A 23,052-nucleotide genomic window follows, 5' to 3' on the forward strand; every position below is an offset into this window, starting at 1 on the left:
TCTCGATCCGATAATTGACCAATACACGCGGAATTGGTAAGACCAATGTCGAGAGGTGTTTTCAATGATCGCGGAAGCCAATCAAGTTCGACTCTATCAAGGGCTCGCGCGCAAATTGATGGAGGTGCTGGCCAGCGGGCATTATGCGGTCGGCGACCGGTTTCCCGCCGAACGCGAACTGGCGGCCGAATATGACGTCAGCCGGCCGACCGTGCGCGAAGCGATCATCGCGCTCGAAGTCCAGGGACTTGTCGAGGTCCGCGTCGGCTCGGGCGCCTATGTGCTGCGCCTTCCCGGACGCGAAGAGGTGCCGGGCTTCAACATCACCGGGTTCGAGCTGACCGAAGCGCGGCTGCTGATCGAGGGCGAGGCGGCCAGCCTTGCGGCGACGCAGATCAGCGACGCGGAAGTGGCGGAACTCGAAGGGCTGATCCGCGACATCGCGCGTGAAAACCAGACCCCGGGAGGCACGGAGGAGGCCGATCGGGCGTTCCATCTCGCCATCGCCCGTGCCACGCGCAACACCGCCATTTATGAAAGCATCGAGCGTCTGTGGGAGCTGCGCCGGACCTCGCCCGAAAGCGCCCTGCTCCACTCGCTTGCCCGCACCGCCCATATCAAGCCGGTGGTCGACGAGCATTCCGCAATCCTGGAAGCCTTGCGCGCGCGCGACCCCAATGCCGCGCGTGCCGCCATGCGGACCCATTTGAGCGCCGTGCTCGACTCCCTGCTTTTCGCGACCGAGGAAAGGGCCATCGAAGAAGCCCGCCGGGCCGTGGAGGCAAAGCGGCAGCGCTATGCACGGCCTACGACATGACGCGCCCGCTCACCCTGCACCCCGACCGGCTGTTGCCCGCCGACCCCGACACGCGCGCCATCGCTCGTGCGCTTTATCGCGAGGTGGCGAGCCTCCCCATCATCTCGCCGCACGGTCATACCGATCCCGAATGGTTCGCCACCGACGCGCCGTTCGGCAACGCGGCAGAACTTCTGCTGCACCCCGACCATTATGTGTTCCGGATGCTCTATTCGCAGGGTGTGAGCCTCGACGCGCTGGGCATCGGCAATCCCGAGGCCGATCCCCGCGAAAGCTGGCGCCTGTTTGCGTCGCGCTATCACCTGTTCCGCGGCACGCCCTCGCGCATGTGGCTGGACTGGGTATTTTCGGCGGCGTTCGGGCTCGAGGTACAGCTATCGGCGGAAACCTCCGATCGCTATTACGACCATATCACGGCCGCGCTGGCGACCGACGCGTTCCGCCCGCGCGCGCTCTTCGAACGCTACAATATCGAAGTCATCGCCACGACCGAAAGCCCGCTCGATGACCTGCGCCATCATAAGGCCATCCGGCAGAGCGGCTGGCGTGGGCGCGTCATCACCGCCTATCGCCCGGACCCGGTCGTCGATCCCGAGTTTGAAGGGTTCCGCGACAATCTGCGCACGCTCTCCGACATGACCGGCGAGGATTGCTTTGCCTGGCAGGGCTATCTTGCGGCGCATCGCAAACGGCGGGCGTTCTTCGCGTCGATGGGCGCGACATCGACCGACCATGGCCATCCTTCGTCGCTGACAGCAGACCTGTCGCCCGGGGAGGCCGAAGCCCTGTTTCGCAAGGTCAGCGCCGGCGATGCCGCGACACCCGGCGACGCCGAGCTGTTTCGCGCCCAGATGCTGACCGAAATGGCGGGGATGAGCGTCGAGGACGGACTGGTCATGCAGATCCATCCCGGCTCGTTCCGCAACCATAACCCTTGGCTGTTCGCACACTATGGCCGCGACAAGGGGGCGGATATCCCGATGCGGACGGGTTATGTGAAAGAGTTGCGCCCGCTGCTCGCGCGATATGGCAATGACCCGCGCCTCAGCCTGATCGTCTTCACACTCGATGAAACCAGCTATGCCCGCGAACTGGCGCCGCTCGCGGGGCATTATCCCGCACTGAAGCTCGGCCCGGCGTGGTGGTTCCACGACAGCCCCGAAGGAATGCGCCGTTTCCGTGAGCAGGTCACCGAAACAGCAGGCTTCTACAACGGCGTAGGGTTCAACGACGATACCCGCGCCTTCCTTTCCATTCCGGCGCGGCACGATGTCGCGCGGCGGATCGACTGCGGCTTTCTCGCCCGGCTGGTCGCGGAGAACCGGATGGAGGAATGGGAGGCCGCCGAACTCGCAGCCGATCTGTCCTGTCATCTTGCGAAGAAGGCCTATAAATTATGAGGCTCGACGTGGGGGCGCTCGCGAGCCTGCCGCCCGCCGTCCAGCGCCCGTCCTATGATATCGATGCGCAGAAAGCGGGCATCGTCCATTTCGGTATCGGTGCGTTTCACCGGGCGCATCAGGCGGTCTATACCGATGATGCGATGAACGCCGGCGAGCGCGACTGGGGCATCACCGGCGTTTCGCTGCGCTCGGTGAACGTCGCGGAACAATTACGCCCCCAAGAGGGCCTCTACACCGTGGCATCGCGGTCCGGCGGCGAAAGCGCGCTGCGCGTGATCGGCGCCGTGCGGGGGCTTCTGGTGGCGCCGCAAGAGCCGCAGGCCGTGGTCGAGGCCGTCGCCGCGCCCGAAACGCACATCGTCAGCTTCACCGTCACCGAAAAGGGCTATTGCCGGGCCGGCGACGGCAGCCTCGATCCGTCGCTGGCTGGCGACGACAGCATATATTATTTCCTTCGCGCAGGATTGGCGTTGCGGCGCGAAAGCGGGCTTCCCGGGCTGACGCTGCTCTCATGCGACAATCTCGCCCACAACGGCGCGCAGCTCCGGCGCCTGACGCTGGCCTATCTGTCATCCCGCGACTCCGCATTGGCCGATTGGGTCGAGGCACACTGCACTTTTCCTTCCTCGATGGTCGATCGCATCGTCCCGGCGACCACGGCGAGCGATCGCGACACGGCGCAGGCCTCGCTCGGCGGCGTGCGCGACGAAGCGCATGTCACGACCGAGCCCTTCAGCCAGTGGGTGATCGAGGACCGCTTCGCGGGTCCGCGCCCGCGCTGGGAGGCACACGGGGCAGAGCTGGTTGCCGATGTTGCCTCCTACGAGACCGCCAAGCTTCGCATGCTCAACGGCGCCCATTCGGCGCTCGCCTATATCGGTTTGATGCACAGGCATGATTTCGTGCATCAGGCGGTAGCCGATCCCGCGATCCGGCCGCTGGTCGAAAGGTTGATGCGCGAGGAGGCGGCACCGAGCATAGCCGCCGCGCCGGGGCAGGATCTTGCGGCCTATGCCGGCGCGTTGCTGGCGCGCTTCGAAAATACCGCCCTTCATCACCGCCTGATTCAGATCGCGATGGATGGCAGCCAGAAGATTCCGCAGCGCTGGCTCGAAACGCTGGCCATCAACGCCGAAAAGGGTCGGCGATGCCCCGCCATCCTGACCGCCATCGGTGCGTGGCTGGCTCATGTCAGAGGCGATAACGGGCCGGTCGACGACCCCCTGTCGGCGCAGCTTTCCGCCTTGTGGCGCCGAGCGGATGCGGCCGCGACGGCGCGCGCGATCTTCATGCGCGATGGTCCGCTTGCGGGACGGTGGCGCCCGGACGACGCCGATATTGCCGCCATCGCCGGGGCCGTTTCCCCAACCGGCCGCGCGCCAAACTCGCGAACGGCCCTTCGTTCGAAGAGCGGCGTCGCACCGACCTAGGCTGTGCCATCCCCGTTCGCCGTGGCCCTGACAATTTTCGCCTGCTCGACCCCCGCCCTGCGCGCTTCGGCGCGAAGGCCTACGCGATTGGACAGCCAGGCATGAACTTCTGCTGCAAAGTCAGGCGGCGCCTTGCCGCCGACATTGCGCGCGAGATCCGCGACCGATGTCTTGCCGAGCTCGGCGCGCATGGCCTGCTCGGCACGGAGCATCACCATGTGAACACCGCAAACGCCGTCCGTCGACCAGCTCGGCGGGCGATCACCGAAGATCGCGCACTTGCCCCGGATTTCCTGGCACTCGAACAGCGGTTTGGGCCCTTCGATCGCGTCAATGACATCGAGCACGCTGATCTGATCGGCGGGTCTTCCGAGCAGATAACCGCCCCGGATTCCCTCCGATGCGCCGACGATGCCCGCCTTTTCGAGCTTCGGGAATTAGTCCGCCTTATGATTCGCAACAGTTTTGAAAAGCTGCGCGACGGGAGACCGCAGCCACCATGCATGCGGGACAGGATCGCGAGCGAATCCATCCACATGGGGCCCGCCAACGGCGGCTTAAGGGGGTTCGGTCATATTGCAGGACGAGGCGGAGAAGCTCGTCGGGTGGACAACCAATCGCTCATGCATGACGAGCGCGGTCGCTTCGATCAGAACTGATCCTTGAGCATCTCGCCGATCGAATTGTTGAAGTGGCTCTCCATCGCGGCGCGCGCCCTTGCGGGATCGCGCGCGACAATCGCTTCGGCGACCTCGCGGTGCAGCGCGAGCGTCTCGTCGCGTTCTTCGTGCGTTGTGCGACCCGCCCAAGCGCGCGGTATCGCAACCGCCATCAACTGCTCGAACGAACGCACGATCTGATGAAAGAGCTGGTTACCGCTCGCCTCGGCGATCGTCTGGTGAAACGCCGTGTCGGCCGCGGTACGCGCCGCCTCGTCATGCCCGGTCGACAAGCCGTGCGCTGCGGCAAGAATTGCCTTCGCCTGTTCGTCGGTACGGTTGATCGCCGCGAGTTCGGCGGTGCGCAACTCGAGCGTGCGGCGCACCTCCCACACATCGGCGAGCGACACTTGCGCGGTGTTGACCGCATGCCCCATCGACGCCGCCATCACCGATCCGTCGATCGCGCCAACGCGCGGCTTGCGCCCGTTGCCGACATCGACGAGGCGAAGAGCGGCAAGCGCACCGAACGCCTCGCGCATCACCGGCCGGCTGACGCCAAGCTGCTGCGCAAAGCTTCCTTCCCCCGGCAGCGTATCGCCGACCTTGAGGTCGTTGATGCGGATGAAGTCGCGCACCGATTCGACCGCGCGCTCGACCAGCGAGCCCCGCGCGCTGGACTCGAGCATGCCGCTCATGCCGCGACTCCCACCCGGCGCATCGCGGTGGGCGCCATGCCGAAGCGGCGCGAGAAGGCGCGCGTAAAGCTGGCGTTATTGAGATAACCGCAGCGATAGCCGATGCTCGCGACCGGCAGATCGCTCGCCGCCAGCATCTGCCGCGCCTGTCGCAGGCGCCGCTCGCTCAGCGCTTCACCGACGCTGCACTGGTACAGCTCGCGGAAACCACGGGTCAGCTTGTCGCGATTGATGCCGCAGCTTTTGGCGATGTCGTCAATCGTCAGCTTCTCGTGCCAGCGCGTGTCGACGATCCGGCGCGCGGCGGCGATGCGCGCGATGTCACTTTCGGCCAGGCTCGGTTGACCCTCCACCGGCAGGAGATCTCCGGCGCGTAGCGCGGCGAAAAACTGGCAGAGGAGTTCGATGCTGCGCGCGAGCCGCAGCGTGTCGGTCGCGGCTTCGTCGCAATCGGGCGCGACGATCGACTGGGCAAGCGCGCGCAGGTCCGAGGGCAGATACCAGCGGGCGTCCGGGTCGGGCATGTCACCGAACAGCCGGTGGCACGCACCTCGCGACACCGCAACGACCAGCAGATGTTCTTCGCTTTCGAGTTCGCGAAAAGCCAGCGTCCGCACCATCGGCTCGCCAACGTCACCGAAACCGAGCAACAGCGCATCCGGCGGCAGCAGCCGGCGGTCGCACCCGCCGCGACCGATATAGGTCGTCATTTCAGGCGACACGATCACAGGATGTTTGGATGGCATGGCGCGATTCTCCCTACCCCACCCTAACCTATCTGATAGCTTTTACAATAGCTATCTTACAGGTTCCGGCGCGCGTCGCATCGCGAGCAGGAAAGCGAAGAAGGACACTGCGCTGACGATGACCCCGACCAGCGCCAGCGCCTCTGCAAGCATCGCCTCGCCGCCCATCAGCGCACTGATGCGCGTCACTACCCAAGGCGCGAGCCCAAACCCGATCAGTCCCGCGATCGCGATGAAGGCGCCGATACAAAGCCCCCGAAGTTCGTTGGGAAGCAGAACGGTGAGCGCGACCGACACAACGAGTCCGGTCACCGCGCCGCACATCGACATCACGCCGAGCGCGACGGCGAGCCCTGTCACGCTGGGCATCAGCGGGAACAGCGCTGCTGGCACACCGATCCCGGCCGCGATCACGGCCCCCAGCAGCAAACCGCCGCGGCGCCGGCTCTTCTGACCGATATCGGCCGAAATTCCGCCGAGCACCGCGCCGGCGACCCCGGTGCCGAACATCAACGCGCCGACCCAGCCCGCGAACTGCTGCGGCTGCAATCCGAAATCGCGCGAGAGCACCGGAGCGACCCATACTGTTGCGGCGACATCGGCCATCACCACCGCGACCTGCCCCGCGAACAGCGGGCCGAGGAAGGCGCGCCGCGCCCAGAGTTCGGCGGCGACGATGCGGAAGGGGGCATCGGGACTCGCCTCGACCTCGCACCGCGCGGGCTCGCGCAGGAAAAGCAAAGGCAGCAGGCATACCGCACTGATCGCGGCGAGCAGCACATGCGTGCTCCGCCACGGCGCGAGCCCCGCGAGCCAGCCGGGCGCGGCAAAATCGGTGAGCAGCCCGAACAGCCAGCCGGTGAGCGCAAAGCCAAGCGCGACGCCAAGCGCCTTGCCCAGATTGACGATCAGCATCGCACGCCCGCGCTGTTCGGGCGCGCAAAAATCGGCGCAGAGCGAGAGCGCGGCAGTGAGCGATCCGGTCGAGCCGATCCCGACGAGCATGCGCGCGGCGGTCAGCCAGCCCGCGCTCGGCGCGAAGGCGGTAAGCAAGGTTCCGAGCGTCCAGAGCAGCGCCAGCCCGATCGTCAGTCGCACCCGGTTGCGCCGGTCGACGAGGATGCCGATCGGGATTGAAAAGAGCACCATCGGTACTGCGGCGCCAAGCCCTTGGATCAGCGCGAGCGCATCGTCGCTGAGCGCCAGTTCGGCCTTGGCGCTTTCCTGGATTGTGCCGAAACTTCCGAGCGCGGTGAAACCGATCGTCGTCACCAGCGCGAGCAACAGCAGCGGGACGAGGGTCGCGGTCGCGGTAAGCGGCGCGCCCAGCGGTTCGGTCTGCGTCGCCATCAGAGGGTGAAGATCTTGCCGGGATTGAGCAGATTCTGCGGGTCGAGCGCACGCTTGATCATCCGCATCTGCTCGACCGCCGCCCCGAGTTCGGCGACGAGCCACGCCTGCTTGCCGATACCGATGCCATGTTCACCCGTGCACGTCCCGTCCATCGCGAGCGCGCGCCCGACCAGCCGCGCGTTGATCGCCTCGACCTCCGCCATTTCTTCGGGCGCGTCCGGATCGATCGAGAAGATCACATGGAAATTGCCATCGCCGACATGGCCGAGGATCGTCGCGGGGACGCTCGCCGCATCGAGATCGACGTGTGTTTCGGCGATGCATTCGGCAAGCCGGCTCATCGGCACGCACACGTCGGTGGCCCAGCCGATCGCGCCCGCCCGCATATTGACCGCCGCATAATAGGCCTCGTGCCGCGCACGCCACAATTTGCTGCGTTCCTCGGGCAGGTTCGACCAGCTGAACGCGCTGCCGCCATTGGCTTCGGCAAGCGCCCTCACCGTCTCGACCTGTTCGGCGACATGCCCCGCGCTGCCGTGAAATTCGAAGAAGAGCGTCGGCGTCTCGGGATAGTCGAGCTTCGACCAGCGGTTGACGGCAGTCATCTGTTTGGCGTCGAGGATCTCGACGCGCGCGAGCGGCACCGCGCACTGGATCGACTGCACGACGGTATCGACCGCACCGCCCAGCGTATCGAAACTGCACACCGCGGCCGAAATGGTATCGGGCACCGGATGCAGGCGCAGCGTCACTTCGGTGATGATGCCGAGCGTGCCTTCGGAGCCGACATAAAGCCGCGTCAGATCATATCCCGCCGCGGACTTGCGCGCACGACGCGCGGTGCGGATGACCTCGCCCTGCGGCGTCACCACCTCGAGGCTGAGTACCGCATCCTTCATCGTGCCGTAACGCACCGCATTCGTTCCCGACGCGCGGGTCGAGGCCATCCCGCCGATCGTCGCATTGGCGCCCGGGTCGATCGGAAAGAACAGCCCCTGATCGCGCAGGTGCATGTTCAGTTCCTCGCGGCGGACCCCCGGTTGGACGACGCAGTCAAAATCCTCGGCATTCACCGCGACGACCCTGTCCATCTGGCTCATGTCGAGCGAGATGCCGCCGTTGATCGCCAGCGCATTGCCTTCGATCGACGTTCCCGCGCCGAACGGCACGATCGGAATGTCGGCGGCCGAACAGAGCTGTACCAGCGCCACGACATCCTCGGTCGAACGCGCGAAGACGACGGCGTCGGGCAGCACGGGGGCGAAATGGGACTCGCTCGATCCATGCTGCCCGAGCGCCGCTTCGCTCCGCTGGAACCGGTCGGCGAACCGGTCCTCCAGCGCCCCCACCAAGCTGGCAGGAAGCGGCTTGCGTTCCCCCGAATGCGCCGTTCCCGCCATGGTCAGAACTTCAGGCTTGCGCGCACGCCGTAACGGCGGCGGTCGCCGGTGATGCCGAGGTCGGACGCGGGCAGGCCTGCGAGCGCCAGCGTCGTCTGTTCGATATAGCTTTCGAAATATTCGGTGTTGAAGATGTTGTTCGCGAACAAGGCGACCTCGACCGGTCCGGTGCGATAGGCGATCGACGCGTTGGTCAGCCAATAGCTGTCGAGGACGGTCGGGGTCGTTTCGTTGAGCGTTGCAGCGAGCCGCTTGCCCTTCCCGACCAGTCCCGCGCTCAGCGTCACGTCACTGTCACCGCCGGTCTCGATCCGATAATCGCTCGCAAAGCTCGCGGTCCAGTCGGGCTGGAAGGTCAGCCGGTCGGACGACAGCTGGCGCCCGGTAGTCTCGAAATAGGCACTGTCGTCGGTGATGCGCGCATGCATCCAAGTAAAGGCGCCGCGCAGCGTCCACGCCCGCACGGGGCGAACCATCGCTTCGAGTTCGACGCCATAGCTTTCGACGTCACCCGAGTTGAGATCGACAGTGACGAGCCCGCCGCCCGCGGCCGGAGCAATCGAATTCAGGCCGATATAATCCTTGTAATCGCTGTAGAAGACGCTGCCCGACAGATTAAGAACGGGTGACGAATATTTGGCGCCGGCTTCATAGGTCCAGGCGGAGTCGCCGCGATAGGTGCGCGTCGGCGCGGTCGGTGCGTTGAAGCCGCCGCCGCGATAACCGCGCGCGACCGAGACATAGGTCATCAGGCCGGGGGTCCATTTGCGCGTGATCGACAGCTTGGGCTGCCATTCGTCGGACTTGATCCGTGCGGTGGGCACGAGCGCGCCCGAAACCGATCCGTTGGCGACACGATCTTCATGGTCGTAACGCAGCCCGAGCGCCACCTCCCAGTCGAGGTTGGGTTTCCAGAACAGCGTGCCGAAGGCGGCATAGGTGTCGGCCACATTTTTCGCGCGCGTATCGCGGACGACCGAGACCGGTCCGACGTCGGGGATCACCAGCGAGATCGTGTCGCGACTCTGCGCCTGCACCATCTCGTTGCTGTAGAAGACGCCGAGCAGGGTCGAAAACTGGTCCGACCATTCGCTGTCGAGCCGCGATTCGAGCGTCATCGTGCGCAGACTGTCGCGCGCAACCGTCCGGACGATGTCGGCCGGACCGAAATCGCCTTCGCCGTCGGGGGTGAAGCCATTGCGCATGTCGTAGGCGCCGATGACGCTGAGCTTCGATCCGCCGCCGAGGTCGCCCTCGGCACGCAGGTTGATGCCGCGATATTTATAGGACACCGCGTTCAACGTGTTGAACTGCACGACGCGCGAATAATCTGTTGGCCCGGTAACGCGCGCATAGGGTGTGTTCACCCCGTCGACCCAGTCATAATAACCCTTGATCGTCAGCGTGAAATCTTCCGACGGCGTCACGCGCAGCGTCGCGTTGATCGAGTCGGTGTTGAACGGATTGGCGTTGCCGCCGATCACGCTGTTGCGCAGGAAACCGTCCTGCTGGCGGTGCGCCGCTGCCACGCGGAGCGCGACCTTGTCGGTGACGATCGGGCCCGAAACCGAGCCCGAGACCATCCAGGCATCGTCCGGCCCGGCATAGCTCGCATTGGCCCGAACTTCGAAATCATTGCCCGGCTGGCGCGTGATGACGTTGATCGCGCCGCCCATCGTGTTCTTGCCATAGAGCGTGCCCTGCGGTCCGCGCAGCACTTCGATGCGCTCCACATCGACCAGCGGGTTGTTCAGATAGGCCGTGTTCGGCTGGTAGATGCCGTCGATGAACAGCCCGACGCCCGGCTGCACGCTCTGCACCAGCGTCACGCCGACCCCGCGGATCGAAACAAAGGCGCGACCCGTGCCGTCGCTGTTGATGTTGAGGCCGGGCGACAGAACCGCCGCCTCGCGCACCGAATTGAGCCCGCGCGCTGTCAGCGTGTCTCCGTCGATCGCGGTAACTGCGATCGGCACGTCGGCCAGCGTTTCGTCGCGCTTGCGCGCTGTGACGACGATGACGCCGTCGTCTCCGGCTTCGGCGGCGACCGGAGGGGCGGCGCTGTCCTGCGCAAAAGCGGGCGCGCCCCCCAATGCGGCAGCGAGTACGAAGGTCGAAACAGCGGCAAATCGGAACTTTGTCATCAGGCATCCCCAAAAACGGCGGTCTCGGCCGCCCGTCCAAACCTATATGACAGCTTTCAGACCTATATGAAAGGTAGGCACATTGTGCCGATCGGCAGGCGAGGTTTGCAGGAACGGGCCGTACAGATCTTTCTCCCTCAACAGGGGAAGGATACGCAGCCTTATCGCGGAGCGATTAGGCGGGTGACAGTGCGTCCTTGAGTCAAAGCTTCAGGTCGAAGCCGCACCCACGCTGCGACTAACCGATTGCATCACCAAGGCTCGCTGCCTCTATGAGGGGGAGGCGAGGAGTCACCAGCAGCTATAGCCGCCATCCGCCAGCACGATGCTCCCCGTCATCAAACTCGCCATGTCCGACGCGAGGAACAGGATCACCGACGCCACCTCCTCGGGCTCGCCGAGCCGCGCCTGCGGCGTGCCGTCGATCCAGCGCCGATACATCTCGCCTTGCCTGTCGGCAAAGGCGTTGAGCGGCGTAGCGATATAGGTCGGCGCGACCGCATTGACACGCACGCCGCGGCCCGCCCATTCGGCGGCAAGGCTCCTGGTCAGTTGATGCACCGCCGCCTTCGACGCGTTGTAATAGCTTTGGGGCTGCGGCCGGTTGACGATGAAACCCGACATCGATCCGACATTGACTATGCTCCCCTGCCCCGCCGCGAGCATGTGCCGACCAAAGGCCCGCGCGCACCAGAAGCTGCCGTTGAGGTTCACGTCGAGGACGTTGAGCCAATGTTTGTCGGCGACCTCCTCGGCCGCGGTTTCGCTACGCGCGATGCCGGCATTGTTGACGAGGATGTCGACACGTCCCTCCCGCGCGAGCATCGCATCGGCAGCGAAACCGACCGCGGCGCTGTCGGTGACGTCGAGCGTTTCGGCGAAGACGGCATGGCCCTTCGAACCCAGATCGGCGACCGCCCGGTCGAGCGCTGCGATATCGCGGTCGGCAATCGTCACGCGCGCGCCGGCTTCCGCGAGCGCCTCGGCGGTCGCAAGCCCGATCCCCTGCGCGCCGCCCGTGACGAAAGCGGTGCGCCCGTCAAGGCGCAGCTTGTCGAGATACATGGTGGCTACTCCGGCACGAAGGCCGCGGCGGGCATCACGGGTTCGTGGAGCGCCTCGCCGCGCGACATCTGATACACCGTGCGGTACGCCCCGAACTCGGGCCACGGCATCGCCCCGTCCCGCGCAAAGCCGGCCCACAGGTCGTGCACCCGGTCCGCGAGCGCCTGCGGCGGATCCATTCCTGCAAGGCCGCGCGGTCCGGTGACGCAGGGCAGCGTCCTGAACACGAACGGCAGCTCGATCCCGTGACACGCGCCAAGCTCGCCGCCGCATGCGGGCGAACACCAGTCAAACTCGTACATCCATGTCCTGCCCTGGTGCGCTGCGGCATATTGCCGCGCCGGCCAGCGAAAGACGAGGTCGTTCATAGCGTCGGTCATCGCCTCGCCCGGTTGCACGCCCTTTCGCTTGTAGCCATAGGCCTTCAGTACCGCCGTCGCCTCTGGATGCGACCGCCCGAGCAACCAGCGCGCGAGCAGCCCGCCGATCTTCCGGCGCACGCCGGTCGGCACGAAATAGAGGTTCATTTCCTGGGCATTGGTGCCGATGGCAATTTCCACATCGCGGCCGGCCCCTTTGCGCAGCGCGTCGATCGGCTTTTCGGGCAGCACATCGTCGCCCCAGACCGGAATGAACCGGCTGATCCCGTAGACCGGCTCGCGCCCTTCTCCGTCGCGCAGGTCGATCGCCCAAGGCTTGGCGACCTTGTCGATCGCGTCCATCGCGGCCGCGTGCGAGACGGTGCGGAAACCGTCGGCGTCGGGGCTCACGCGCAGGATTTTCGCGAGCTTCTTCACGAGCCGCTGCGCCACGTCGATTTCGCGCACCATCGCGCCATGGCCGCTCTGGATGATCGCGCGCTGGAACAGGCCCTTTGCAAGCGGCGAGGTGACGAGGTCGGCGATCGCCATCGCGCCCGCACTTTCGCCAAAGACGGTGATGTTTGCCGCGTCCCCGCCAAAGGCCGCGATATTGCGCTGGACCCATGCCAGCGCGAACAACATGTCGCGCAATCCCAAGTTTGTGGGCACACCGGGCACCGGAAGGAAGCCGTCGATGCCCAGGCGGTAGTTTATCGCGACGCAGACGATACCCGATACCGCGAAGGCAGTCCCGTCGTGAACCGACGCATCCTTGCAGCCACCGACGAACCCCCCGCCATGGATGAAAACCATCACCGGCGCGGCGCTGGCCTCCCTTGGTGCCCAGATGTTGAGGCGGAGATAGTCGCCATCGCTGCCGTCGCTTCCGTGCCCGACGAGCGGTGACAGGTCGATCGCAGGAAAAGGTCTGATCCGGTGCGGCGCAGCCCGACCCGGATCGTCCATATCGTGCGCACCGTTCCAGCCGGCTGGAGGCTTCGGCAACTCGAAACGCTGGGGAGGAGCGGCGTACGGGATACCAAGAAAGCGCACGACAGAGCCGTCTATGCGACCGCGGATCGCCCCGCCTTCGATTTGGAGTATCCGGCTATCTTGTTCATCTACCATGGCGCCAGCATATCATCTGGGTCAGTCCCCAGCCTACAATCGTCGATATGCCCAGCGGATGAAGAAATATGCCCGGATACGCCAGCTGCCGGCCGTTTGGACACGATCAGCCCCTGGATAGCGCGGCGCCAGAGCAGGCGTTCGATCCATCCCGCTTGCGCCAGCCGCCACCGAACCGTGCCGGTGGTTTTGTTGACAATAGTTCGCAGTAGCGATTAGAGCGGCCCGGATATTCATTTCCGGGGGCCTCCATGACAATTCGTATTACGATCCTGACAGCCGGGACGGCTATGCTCGCGCTGGCAAGCCACGCGGCACATGCGCAGGAGAGCGAAGCCGCCGGTGATATCGTCGTCGTCGGCGCGCTGACCGACGTCGAAATTGATCGCGAGGAAATCGAGGTCCTCCAGGCCAACGACCTTGCCGACCTGTTCCGCGGCGTGCCGTCGGTTTCGGTCGGCGGCGGTGTCGGACTCGCGCAGAAAATCTATGTCCGCGGACTTGAGGATTCGCTGCTCAACGTCACGATCGACGGCGCCCCGCAGCGCGGCACCTTGTTCCACCATATCGGCCGCGTGACGATCGAACCCGAAATCCTCGAAACCGTCGACGTGCAGGCGGGCCCGGGCGAAGCCACCGCAGGCTTCGGCGCGGTCGGCGGCGCGATCCGCTTCCGCACCCGCAACGCCGTCGACATGCTGCAGGACGGCCGCGATATCGGCGGCATCGCCAAGGCAGGCTGGTTCAGCAACGACGGCTACAAGCTCAGCGGCACCGTCTATGGCCGCATCGCGGGCGATATCGGCATCCTCGCCTCCTACGTCCACGTGAACCGCGATCCATACAAGGATGGCGACGGCGTGCGCCAGCTCGCGACGGGCGCAGAGCAGAACCTCGGCTTCGTCAAAGTGGGCGGCGAGCTGTGTGGCGGGCACCGGGTCACCGCAAGCTATGAACAGCGCCGCGAGAGCGGCCGCTTCGGCCAGCGCCCGAACTGGCCCGCGGTGGTCGACCAGTTGTTCGACGTCAAGGGCAAGCGCCAGACCGCAGTGCTCAACTACGGATATGAACGCGACAGCGGCGTCGGCATCGAAGCGACGGGTTACTGGACGCGGACCAATTTCACGCAGAATCGCGACGACCGCTGGGGCCTCTACGGAGCCGAGATCGAGACATATGGCTTCGACGCGCGCGCCAGGCTCGCCATCGCAAACCACGACATCACCGTCGGCGCCGAACATCGCCGCGACCGCGTGACGAGCGAATATCTGGGTGATCCCGCTATGTGGCAGGACTGGGCGTGGGATCCCGACATCGGCCGCTTCACGGAAAAGGGTTCGCTGATGGGCGTCTATGTTCAGGACCATTGGCGCCTCGCCGACCCGCTGCTCATCAGCTTTGGCGCCCGCTACGACGCCTACGATCTCGACCAGAAAACCTATCGCACCGGCACCGAGAGCGACGGTCTCAGCTTCAACATCGGTGCCGAGTTCGAAATCGTCCCCGGCCTCAGCCTCAATGCCGGTTTCGCCGAGGCGTTCCGCGGCAAGGAAATCGGGGACGCCTTCACGCTCGAAAAAAATCCCGCATGGCTCTCGCTTTCGCCCACGCTGCGCCCCGAACGCGTCGATAATATCGAAGGCGGCGTCAAATATGACGCTGGCGGCTTTACCGCGTCGGCGGTTTATTACGAAATGACGATCAAGAACGTCATCCTCGACCAGCTCGGACGCGATCGTCTCGCACAGCCGCTTCAGGACTCGGTCTATTACGAGAATGTCGGCAAGTTCAAATCAAAGGGTGTCGAACTTCGCGCCGGCTATCGCACCGGGCCGTTCAGCATCGACGGCTATTACAATCATTATGATTCGCGTCTCAACGGCAACCGGATCGAAGGCTATGAGCATATTGCGCTCGGCAATTCGATGGGCGACAATTGGGCGGTGACCGCCGGTTTCCAGCCGAGCGACCGTTTCAACTTCCGCGCCAGCCTGACGCGCGTCGAGGATCTGAACAATATCGAGGTGCTGTTCCGCGAAGTGCAGCTTTATCCCGACGATATTTCGGAGACCCAGTTCATCGACAAGCCCGGCTATACGACGGTCGACCTGTTCGGTAGCTGGCGCCCGTTCGGCACCGACCGGCTCGAGCTGCAGGCGGCGGTCTACAATCTGTTCGACAAACGCTATATCGCACACGCCAGCGTCGCCGATTACGGCCAGCTGGGCCTGCCCGACTATGCGATCGTGTCGGGCCTGCCCGAACCCGGCCGCAACGTCCGCCTGACCGCGTCCGTCCGCTTCTGATGGCAGTCGCGGCTGTCCGTCGGCGGCCGCGCCACGCCCTCAAGCTGTGGCACCGCTGGTTCGGCCTGATCGCCGTGCTGTGGCTGGCGCTGCTCGCCGCGACGGGAATCGCGGTCACTTTCTACGAGGAGCTCGACAGCGCGCTCAACGCCGACTGGCGGACGGTCCCGGCATCGGACAAGGCCGCGCCGATCAACTTGGCCGTAAAAGCGGCCGCGAGGGCGCTGCCCGGCTTCGCGCCGAACATGATCGAACTGCCCGGTCATGCCGGCGACAGCCTGTGGATGATGGGCCACGCGCCAGTCGACGGCGCGCCGCGGCCGGTACAGGTCTTTGCCGACCCGCGCGACGGTTCGATCCTCGGCTGGCGTGAAAGCGGCGCGATCAAATTAGACCGGCGACACGCGATGGATATCGTCTATGGCCTTCATATCGACCTGCTCGCGGGGCCGTGGATGATGTGGTTCTTCGGGCTCGTTTCGCTGCTGTGGGTCATCGACCATGGGGTCGCGGTCGCGCTGTCTTTCCCGAAGGGCATGCACTGGCGGCGCGCCTTTCGCACCGGCGGGCGGCGCGGCAGCCTGAAGCGTCTGTTCGATTCGCATCGCGCATGGGGGCTCTGGTTCCTGCCGGTGACCTTCGTCCTCGCCGTTACCGGCGTCACGCTCGCGTGGCCCGACGACAGCCGCCAAGCCGTTGCCCTTATCTCGCCGATCACCGGGCGCCTCCATGAAAGCATGGCCGATATTCCCGAGACCGCGCCGGCGATCGACGTTGACGCCGCGATCCGGCACGTCGTCGGCCAAAGCGGCGAGCCCGTCCACAGCGTGCGCATCTTCCCCGACCACGGCGTCTACGCGATCCGCACCTTCGACGCGCGCGACCGCGACGATCAGGGGCGTCTGTGGACCTATGTAGCGATGGACGACGGGCGCATCGTCGGCACGCGCCACGACAATGGCGTGACCGCGGGCGACCAGTTCTTCGCCTGGCAATATCCGCTCCATTCGGGAAAGGCCTTCGGCCTGACCGGCCGCCTCCTCATTCTCGTCGGCGGCATCGTCACGCTGTGGCTGTGTCTAACCGGCCTGAAGCTCTGGTGGCGACGCCGACGACAGCTGACCTGACCCCTTGGTCACAAGCGACGGTTGACCCGCTGGTCAACGAGATGCGCTTACTGCCGAGCGCTCATATGGGCCCGAGTGGCCGTTCCGGTCGGGGAACGCGTATGCCCCCTTTTATCTCCCCGGCCTGGCGATCTTTTTGAACGCTTCGGCTAGCGCGATGCCAATGCAACGGAACGATCTTTGCGAACGGCGGTTGTCAAAATATTGAAGCTCACGGGTGGTCCCCTTTGCCGTCGGAGAGAGAGAATGAAAAAGATTCTGACAATTTTCGCAATTGGCTCGATGTTGGTCTTGTCTGCTTGCAACACAGTTGAAGGTGCAGGAAAGGACGTTGAATCTGCTGCAGACTGTGCTGATGGCGTCAAAGGCAACTGCTAGGCCCGATGAATTCTGGTGCGCGTCACCCGAAGCGACATTGGTAGACGCCGGCAAGCGGATCGACGAGGCGCGCTATCTTGCAGCTTGGGCAGCGTACGTATCGGCGTGTTCAGCCCCGACGGGGACTGGATGGATCAACGCGATCATCTCGTCGATTATGCCGGATATTGCTGGATCGACAATTTTGCCGGCACGCCGTCGATCGGCCTGCCGATGGATTTCAGCGACAATGGTTTGCCGACCGGCATGCAGTTCGCGACGAGGTTAGGTGACGAGGCCCTGCTGCCGTCGCTCGCCTGTCAGGTCGAAGCGGCAGTCGGGTGGTGGCGGCACAAGCCGCCGATATGGGTCAACAACGGCTAGCCGCCTTGGGCGGCGCCGCGAAGGGGCATTTCATACTGGATCCGGCTTTTTCTCGACAAAGCCAATCCCGAACCATCCGGCCGCGAGCAGCATAATCAACGCGACAAACCCGGCCTGCTGGGTCCCCCAAAACGCTGTAGCGAGTCCGACCAGGGCAGACCCGAGCCAGATGGTCACCGAACCGGACAAGGCGTAGAGACCGAACCAGCTTCCGACGGTCTCCGGCGTCGCGAGCGAAATCAGCATCGACCGGCTTGAAGCATAGCATCCGCAGATGCCGACGGCGCTCACGCATGCCGTCACGACAAAGGCGATCTCCGGAAGCTGGCCGAACATCGGTCCACGCCAGAGGGGCGATCCGTCGTAAGCCAGGTAGAACAGGCGATCAGGCGCAATCCCGATCAAGGCCAGTTGGCTGACGATCACGATTGCAAGTTCGATCCGGATGGCGCGACGTGGACCGACGAGCTGGTCGAGCAGACCGCCAACAAGGCCGCCCATCGCCAGAAAGCAGCTTACGATGATGGCAAGCGCCGTCAGTTCGAGCGCTCCCCATTGCATCACGCCGGCAGCATAAATACCCGTGAAGAGAAGGATCGCGGTCAGACCGTCGGTGTACATCATCCGGGAGATCAGAAAAATTGCCATCGGGCGGTTCGCCGGCAGGCTCTTGAGCGTCTCCTTGAGCTGCCCCAGGCTGTCGCCGATCCTGCCGCCGACGCCCCGCGGCGCATCGCGGCCCCACAGGAAAAGCGGCAATGCGCCTAGGCCAAAGACCAGCGCCACAATCGGCCCCGCAATACGGTCGGTTTCGTGAGAGGTAGCGGACAAGCCAAAAAGGGGAGCGTCCGGAAGCCAGCCAGCCGACATTTTGGCAGGCAATGCAAAACCCCAGAGCACGAAAGCGAGGAGCACGACCGAGATGGCACTACCAAGCGCCAGACCAAGGCCGGACGTCGCCGAAGTATGGTTCGGGGACGCCGCAAATGGCAGCAGCGAATTGTGAAGCACCTCGCTGTAGGCAAAGAGGATCCCGGCGACGAAAATGATCGCGCAGGTAAGCCCGAGGCCGAGGCCGCCTGGCGTCGCCCACCACAGGCTGGCGCAGCAGGCAACAAGCGCACCCGTTATCCCCGCGAGGAGCGGTTTGCGCCTCCCGGCACGATCCATCGCCGCCCCGAGGAGCGGTGCAGTCAGCGCCGCGAACAAACCATAAGCCATGACCAGCTTGGCGACGAGCGCCTGTCCGGCCACCGGATCGCCGACCAGAACCGTCACGAGATAGGGAATGAAGATATAGACCTTGATCAGGATGACATAAGGCGTCCGCGAGCCTTCATAGAGCGCCCAGGCCCGCGCGCTGCCCGGCAACGGGCCTGCAGGCGTTTTGTCGTTCGCCGCCATCGTGATCCCGACCATCGTCAATGCCTCAGTGGGCCGGGCCGCCTTCGGCGACCAATCGCGCATTCTCGGCGATGACCTCCTCGGCGCTCATGCCGAGATCGATCGGCTTGCCGAACGGCTGCGGTACGTCGATGCCGGTCTGCCAGTAGATTTCGTTCGGATTGCCTTCCGGATCGGAGAAATAGACGCCGATCGCATTGCCATGTGTGATGACCATACGGATTGGCGAGCCATAGCCCAGGATCGCACGGTACAGCGACTGGAGCGACGGCAGATCGGCGACGCGCCAGGATATCTGGTTGATGAGCTTCACGCCGCGCGGCGCATCACGGCCTTTTGCGAGCACAATCTCATGATGCTCGACATCGGGCCGCGACGACAGGAAGGTCGCGCCAAGTTCGGGCGCCTCGTCTGTCACCGTCAATCCGAGCACCCGCGAGTAGAAATCACGCATCGTGTCGAGGTCCTCGACGTGGAGGCCGGTATGGCCCAGTTCCGCTATACCCATCGCCTTTCTCCTCAATCCTGCTGCATGTTCGGCGCAATAAGCACCTTGAGCTGGTTGCCTGCCGGATCGAGCAAGGCATCGAACATCGCGTCGGCTTGCTCAAGCGGGACGATCGCAGTCACGATGTCTTCGGCGCGGACGCGGCCCGCGGCAAGATGGCCGATCGCCTCCTCCATCTCTTCCTGCGTGCAGCTTGCCGAGCCGACGATCTCGACTTCCTTCTGCACCACCGAATATTGCGAGAGCAGGACGGGGGCCTTCGGCACGCCCTGAAGGATGATGCGCCCGTTATAGGCGATGAGTTCTACTGCCAGACCCGCCGCCTCGACATGTCCGGTGCATTCGAAGACAGCGGTCGGGCGCCGGATGCCAAGCGCGACCGCGCCGCCTTCCTGCACGGCCGCAAGTTCGACTGCCCGGTAACCCGACTTCTCCATCAGCGCACGGCGCGCAGGATTGGGATCGACGAAGACGAGATCGTCGATGCCGCGCGCCTTCAGTGCTGCCGCAGTCATCGCCCCGATCGGCCCCGCACCAAGGATACAGACGGCGTCACCCGGTTTCGCGGTCGACTTGTTGACGCCGTGGAATGCGATCGCGAGCGGTTCCGTGATCCCCGCCTGATCGAAGCTCAGCCCGTCGGGAATGCGATGAAGCAAGGCCGGGCTGACGACGATATGCTCGGCATATCCGCCCTGCGCAACACCGTGACCGAGCGCGGAGTCGAGGTGGTCGAGACAGAGATAGTCGCGGCCGCTGGTGCACATTTCGCACTGGCCGCACGGGCTGCCATGATAGAGGGCGACGCGATCGCCTGCAGCCCAACCCGAAACGCCCTCGCCGACTTCGGCAACCGTCCCGACAATTTCATGCCCCAGCACGCTACCGACAGCCCAGCGCGGGTTGGGGCTCGTACGCGCAACGAGATCGGTACCGCAGATGCCGCAGCGCTCGACGCGGACCTTGACGGTGTCCGGCGTAACGCGCGGCTCGTCGATCTCGGCGACCTCGATCGCGCGTTCGGGAGAAATGCGGGCTACCTTCATTGGGCTTGTTCCTTGATGATGGGGTTGGTCAGCGTGCCGATGCCCTCGACCCAGGTGGTCAGGACATCGCCCGGCTTCAGAAAGATCGGCGGCTTGCGCGTCGCACCGACGCCCTCGGGCGTCCCGGTGAAGATGAGGTCGCCCGGGTACATCGGGACAAGGCCCGAGATATATTCGACGAGTTCGCCGACGGAGAAAATGAAGTCACTCGTCCGCGAGCTCTGCATCGTCACGCCGTTGACGGCGCAGCCAAGCTCGAGGTCGTCGGGGTTGACGAATTCGTCGGGCGTCACGACGACCGGTCCGACCGGCCCGAAGCCCGGAAGCGATTTCGCCATCGAAAACTGCGGCATCGGCCCGAGCCGCTGGATCGCACGCTCCGAAATATCCTGCCCCGCAGCAAAGCCCGCGACATAATGCCAAGCGTCAGCCGCGCTGACCCCCCTTGCCTCCCGGCCCATGACGACAACGAGTTCGACCTCCCAGTCAACGCGCTCGTGCCGGATCGCCACGGCGTCGCCCGGACCGGTGAGGCAACTGGGAAATTTGGTGAAAATGACGGGCTGTTCGGGCGGCGCCACTCCGGCTTCGACGGCGTGCGCGCGATAATTGGCGCCGATCGCGAACACCTGCCGCGGGCGCGGCACCGGAAGTTCGAAGGCGGTGGGGTCAACGGGCTCGAACGCTTCATCCGAAAGACCAGCGGCCCACTCGCCCAGCGCGTGCCAGCCGTCGAAAACAGACTGCGGATCGGCGGAAAACCGACCATCTGAAGCTTGCTCGATATCTGCGCCCTTACCGTCCGGGGTCACCAGCCATGCGCGGCCGGCGATAGATGCGAATCGCATATCGCCCTCTCCTATTTATGAGACATTTTGTATCGTATATATCCAATGCCGTCAATTCACCAAGGCATTGTAGCTCCGCCGTTCGCGCGCAAAATCTGTCCCGTAACGAAGCTCGATGCATCGGAAGCTAGATAGAGACACAGGTGTGCGATATCGTCAGGCGACCCCACCCGACCGAGCGGTGTGCTCTTGGCCCAGCGTTCGAGATAAGCGGCGCGATCCTCCGCACCGCCGCCAGCTGCTTCCATCGAAAGCGTCGTCGGCACGAAGCCCGGGGCGACGGCGTTCACCCGGATCCCGTCGGGGCCGACCTCGTTCGCAAGTATTTTCGTCAGCATCGCAACCGCCGCTTTCGAGATCGAATAGCTGGCGTTGGTCGGGATCGCGAGGTCGATCGCCGAGGAGACCATGTTGACGATCGCGCCCCGACGCGCCGAGATCATGGCGGGTAGCACGACCTGGATGCAGTTGAGCGTGCCCTTGAAGTTGACGGCGAATATCTGTTCGAACGTCGCGATGCCCATGTCCTCGATGCGCTCACCCGAGCTGGCGACGCCGGCGATATTTGCGAGGATGTCCACTCCCCCCGCGACAAAGGCCCCGAGCGCCTTTCGCACCTCGTCCCGATCGGCGACATCGAGCGCGGCGAAAGAGCCCCCGACCGCCGCTGCCGTCCCGGCGGCGGCGTCGCGGTCCCGGTCGACACACAGGACCTCGGCACCAGCGGCGGCGAAAAGCGCTGCGGTCGCGCTGCCAAGGCCAGCGCCAGCCCCGGTGACGATGGCGCGGCGCCCGGCAAGAGAAAGACGATCGATCATAATAGCTCCGGATTGGGGGCGAGCAGCCGCATGCCGCGATTGCCGCCGCTGAACAGACCGGCGAGCGTGCCGGCGAGATTCTCGAGCCCCTGCTCGATATCGACGGCTCCGACGAGGCGGCCTTCCTCATGCCAGCGCCCAAAGCGCCGAACCGCGTCGGGAAAGCGGGCCGCAAAGTCGTGGGCGGGAAAGCCGTGCATCGAAGCACGGCGGACAACGAGGTTCAGATAGCTGGATGGGGCCCGCCGCTTGTCGCTGCCATATCGGGAGATGCCGCCACATACGATAATCGGCGCGACGGGCACGCCAGGCGATCGCTTCGCCAGTGTCAGGACCCGCGCGATCACCATGGCATCGAAATCCCGCCGTTGGTGCGCAGCGTCTGTCCGGTGACATAACCCGCTGCATCGCTCACGAGATAGAGGATCTGCGCCGCGACATCGTCGACCGAACAAAGTTCGCCGAGCGGGGACTTCGCGCGCCACCAGTCGAGATAGCGCTCACGCCCCTCGGGATCGCCAGCGTAGCGCACGAGGCTGAGTTCGCTCGGGATGAAACTCGGCGCGATGGCGTTGACCCGGATATTGTCGGCCGCCACTTCGGCCGCGAGTATCTTCGTCAGCGAAGAAATCGAAACCTTCGCGACCGCATAGCTCGCGATCGTAGCAGGCGCGATATCGATCGCTTCCGAACTCATGTTGACGATCGCGCCGCCGCCCGCACGCCGCAAATGCGGCAACGCGGCTTGGCATCCGTGGAGCACACCGCCGAAATGCGCCGCGAACATCGCGTCGAACGCTTCCTCGTCCAAATCGACGACGCGCTGCGACCGTCCGGCGATACCGGCGAGATTGCAGACGACATGGAGGCCCGTCGCCGACGCCGCAGCATCGATCGCATCAAAAAACGCGGCTCTGTCGGCGACGTCGAGCACCACCGGGGTTCCGTGGACCTTGGCCGCGACCGCACGCGCTGCCGCCTCGCGAATATCGGCACAGTGGACATGCGCGCCCGCCGACGCCAGCGCCGCGGCCACCGCCTCGCCGATC

Annotated in this window: 21 protein-coding genes; 6 read left to right on the forward strand and 15 right to left on the reverse strand. The window is 64.8% G+C overall.

Annotated features, from left to right (window positions below):
* The first annotated feature begins 64 nt into the window (after positions 1–64).
* From VN047_RS15780 to VN047_RS15790, 3 genes are read left to right on the forward strand one after another with little or no spacing between them, the layout of a single operon-like run.
* Positions 65–817: a FadR/GntR family transcriptional regulator gene (locus VN047_RS15780; RefSeq protein WP_325544301.1), complete on the forward strand. Its 753-nt coding sequence runs from the start codon at positions 65–67 to the stop codon at positions 815–817.
* Positions 814–2,217, forward strand: coding sequence for a glucuronate isomerase (uxaC, locus tag VN047_RS15785; RefSeq protein ID WP_325544303.1), 1,404 nt, complete (start codon positions 814–816; stop codon positions 2,215–2,217). Before VN047_RS15780 ends, uxaC begins: the two co-directional genes overlap by 4 nt.
* Positions 2,214–3,650 carry a mannitol dehydrogenase family protein gene (locus tag VN047_RS15790; RefSeq protein ID WP_325544305.1) on the forward strand — a complete coding sequence of 479 codons (1,437 nt, stop codon included), beginning with the start codon at positions 2,214–2,216 and terminating at the stop codon, positions 3,648–3,650. Before uxaC ends, VN047_RS15790 begins: the two co-directional genes overlap by 4 nt.
* On the opposite strand, the gene VN047_RS15795 is transcribed toward VN047_RS15790, so the two are convergent.
* The 8 genes from VN047_RS15795 to VN047_RS15830 all read right to left on the reverse strand — a co-directional run bounded on the left by VN047_RS15795 (position 3,647) and on the right by VN047_RS15830 (position 13,205).
* Positions 3,647–4,063 (reverse strand): Rrf2 family transcriptional regulator, encoded by a 417-nt coding sequence (locus VN047_RS15795; RefSeq protein WP_325544339.1) that lies wholly within the window; start codon positions 4,061–4,063, stop codon positions 3,647–3,649. The two genes, VN047_RS15790 and VN047_RS15795, sit on opposite strands and share 4 nt — an antisense overlap.
* Positions 4,064–4,299: 236 nt before the next feature.
* A complete protein-coding gene (locus VN047_RS15800; protein WP_325544307.1) occupies positions 4,300–5,007 on the reverse strand; it encodes a FadR/GntR family transcriptional regulator in 708 nt (235 codons plus the stop codon).
* Positions 5,004–5,753, reverse strand: coding sequence for an AraC family transcriptional regulator (locus VN047_RS15805; RefSeq protein ID WP_325544309.1), 750 nt, complete (start codon positions 5,751–5,753; stop codon positions 5,004–5,006). The genes VN047_RS15800 and VN047_RS15805 overlap by 4 nt, the downstream gene beginning before the upstream one ends.
* A gap of 51 nt (positions 5,754–5,804) precedes the next feature.
* The gene (locus tag VN047_RS15810; protein WP_325544311.1) at positions 5,805–7,103 is read right to left on the reverse strand and encodes an MFS transporter; all 1,299 of its coding nucleotides are present in this window, start codon (positions 7,101–7,103) and stop codon (positions 5,805–5,807) included.
* The gene (locus VN047_RS15815; protein ID WP_325544313.1) at positions 7,103–8,506 is read right to left on the reverse strand and encodes an FAD-binding oxidoreductase; all 1,404 of its coding nucleotides are present in this window, start codon (positions 8,504–8,506) and stop codon (positions 7,103–7,105) included. The genes VN047_RS15810 and VN047_RS15815 overlap by 1 nt, the downstream gene beginning before the upstream one ends.
* Before the next feature lie 2 nt (positions 8,507–8,508).
* The gene (locus tag VN047_RS15820; RefSeq protein WP_325544315.1) at positions 8,509–10,650 is read right to left on the reverse strand and encodes a TonB-dependent receptor; all 2,142 of its coding nucleotides are present in this window, start codon (positions 10,648–10,650) and stop codon (positions 8,509–8,511) included.
* Between the two features lie 291 nt (positions 10,651–10,941).
* On the reverse strand, positions 10,942–11,715 hold the full coding sequence (locus tag VN047_RS15825) for a glucose 1-dehydrogenase (RefSeq protein WP_325544316.1): 774 nt from the start codon (positions 11,713–11,715) through the stop codon (positions 10,942–10,944).
* 5 nt (positions 11,716–11,720) lie between these two features.
* Positions 11,721–13,205, reverse strand: a complete 1,485-nt coding sequence (locus VN047_RS15830) for a carboxylesterase/lipase family protein (protein ID WP_325544317.1) — start codon at positions 13,203–13,205, stop codon at positions 11,721–11,723.
* Positions 13,206–13,456: 251 nt separating this feature from the next.
* Here VN047_RS15830 and VN047_RS15835 point away from each other — a divergent pair, with 251 nt between their 5' ends.
* The 3 genes from VN047_RS15835 to VN047_RS15850 all read left to right on the forward strand — a co-directional run bounded on the left by VN047_RS15835 (position 13,457) and on the right by VN047_RS15850 (position 17,379).
* Positions 13,457–15,511 (forward strand): TonB-dependent receptor domain-containing protein, encoded by a 2,055-nt coding sequence (locus VN047_RS15835; RefSeq protein ID WP_325544318.1) that lies wholly within the window; start codon positions 13,457–13,459, stop codon positions 15,509–15,511.
* Positions 15,511–16,638 (forward strand): PepSY-associated TM helix domain-containing protein, encoded by a 1,128-nt coding sequence (locus VN047_RS15840; RefSeq protein ID WP_325544320.1) that lies wholly within the window; start codon positions 15,511–15,513, stop codon positions 16,636–16,638. The genes VN047_RS15835 and VN047_RS15840 overlap by 1 nt, the downstream gene beginning before the upstream one ends.
* A 462-nt stretch (positions 16,639–17,100) precedes the next feature.
* Positions 17,101–17,379 (forward strand): amidase family protein, encoded by a 279-nt coding sequence (locus VN047_RS15850; RefSeq protein WP_325544324.1) that lies wholly within the window; start codon positions 17,101–17,103, stop codon positions 17,377–17,379.
* Between the two features lie 30 nt (positions 17,380–17,409).
* Here the strand turns inward: VN047_RS15850 and VN047_RS15855 are convergent, their stop codons facing one another.
* The 7 genes from VN047_RS15855 to VN047_RS15885 all read right to left on the reverse strand — a co-directional run.
* A complete protein-coding gene (locus tag VN047_RS15855; protein ID WP_325544326.1) occupies positions 17,410–18,798 on the reverse strand; it encodes an MFS transporter in 1,389 nt (462 codons plus the stop codon).
* A 10-nt stretch (positions 18,799–18,808) separates the two neighbouring features.
* Positions 18,809–19,291, reverse strand: a complete 483-nt coding sequence (locus tag VN047_RS15860) for a VOC family protein (RefSeq protein ID WP_325544328.1) — start codon at positions 19,289–19,291, stop codon at positions 18,809–18,811.
* Between the two features lie 11 nt (positions 19,292–19,302).
* Positions 19,303–20,337, reverse strand: a complete 1,035-nt coding sequence (locus tag VN047_RS15865; protein ID WP_325544330.1) for a zinc-dependent alcohol dehydrogenase — start codon at positions 20,335–20,337, stop codon at positions 19,303–19,305.
* Positions 20,334–21,185 carry a fumarylacetoacetate hydrolase family protein gene (locus tag VN047_RS15870; protein ID WP_325544331.1) on the reverse strand — a complete coding sequence of 284 codons (852 nt, stop codon included), beginning with the start codon at positions 21,183–21,185 and terminating at the stop codon, positions 20,334–20,336. The genes VN047_RS15865 and VN047_RS15870 overlap by 4 nt, the downstream gene beginning before the upstream one ends.
* A 56-nt stretch (positions 21,186–21,241) precedes the next feature.
* Positions 21,242–22,003, reverse strand: a complete 762-nt coding sequence (locus VN047_RS15875) for an SDR family NAD(P)-dependent oxidoreductase (RefSeq protein ID WP_325544333.1) — start codon at positions 22,001–22,003, stop codon at positions 21,242–21,244.
* Positions 22,000–22,353 carry a hypothetical protein gene (locus tag VN047_RS15880; protein ID WP_325544335.1) on the reverse strand — a complete coding sequence of 118 codons (354 nt, stop codon included), beginning with the start codon at positions 22,351–22,353 and terminating at the stop codon, positions 22,000–22,002. The genes VN047_RS15875 and VN047_RS15880 overlap by 4 nt, the downstream gene beginning before the upstream one ends.
* A partial coding sequence (locus VN047_RS15885) for an SDR family NAD(P)-dependent oxidoreductase (RefSeq protein WP_325544337.1) occupies positions 22,347–23,052 on the reverse strand: 706 nt, incomplete at its 5' end. The genes VN047_RS15880 and VN047_RS15885, both read right to left, overlap by 7 nt.

It is taken from the genome of Sphingopyxis sp. (genome assembly GCF_035565275.1).
GTDB lineage: Bacteria > Pseudomonadota > Alphaproteobacteria > Sphingomonadales > Sphingomonadaceae > Sphingopyxis.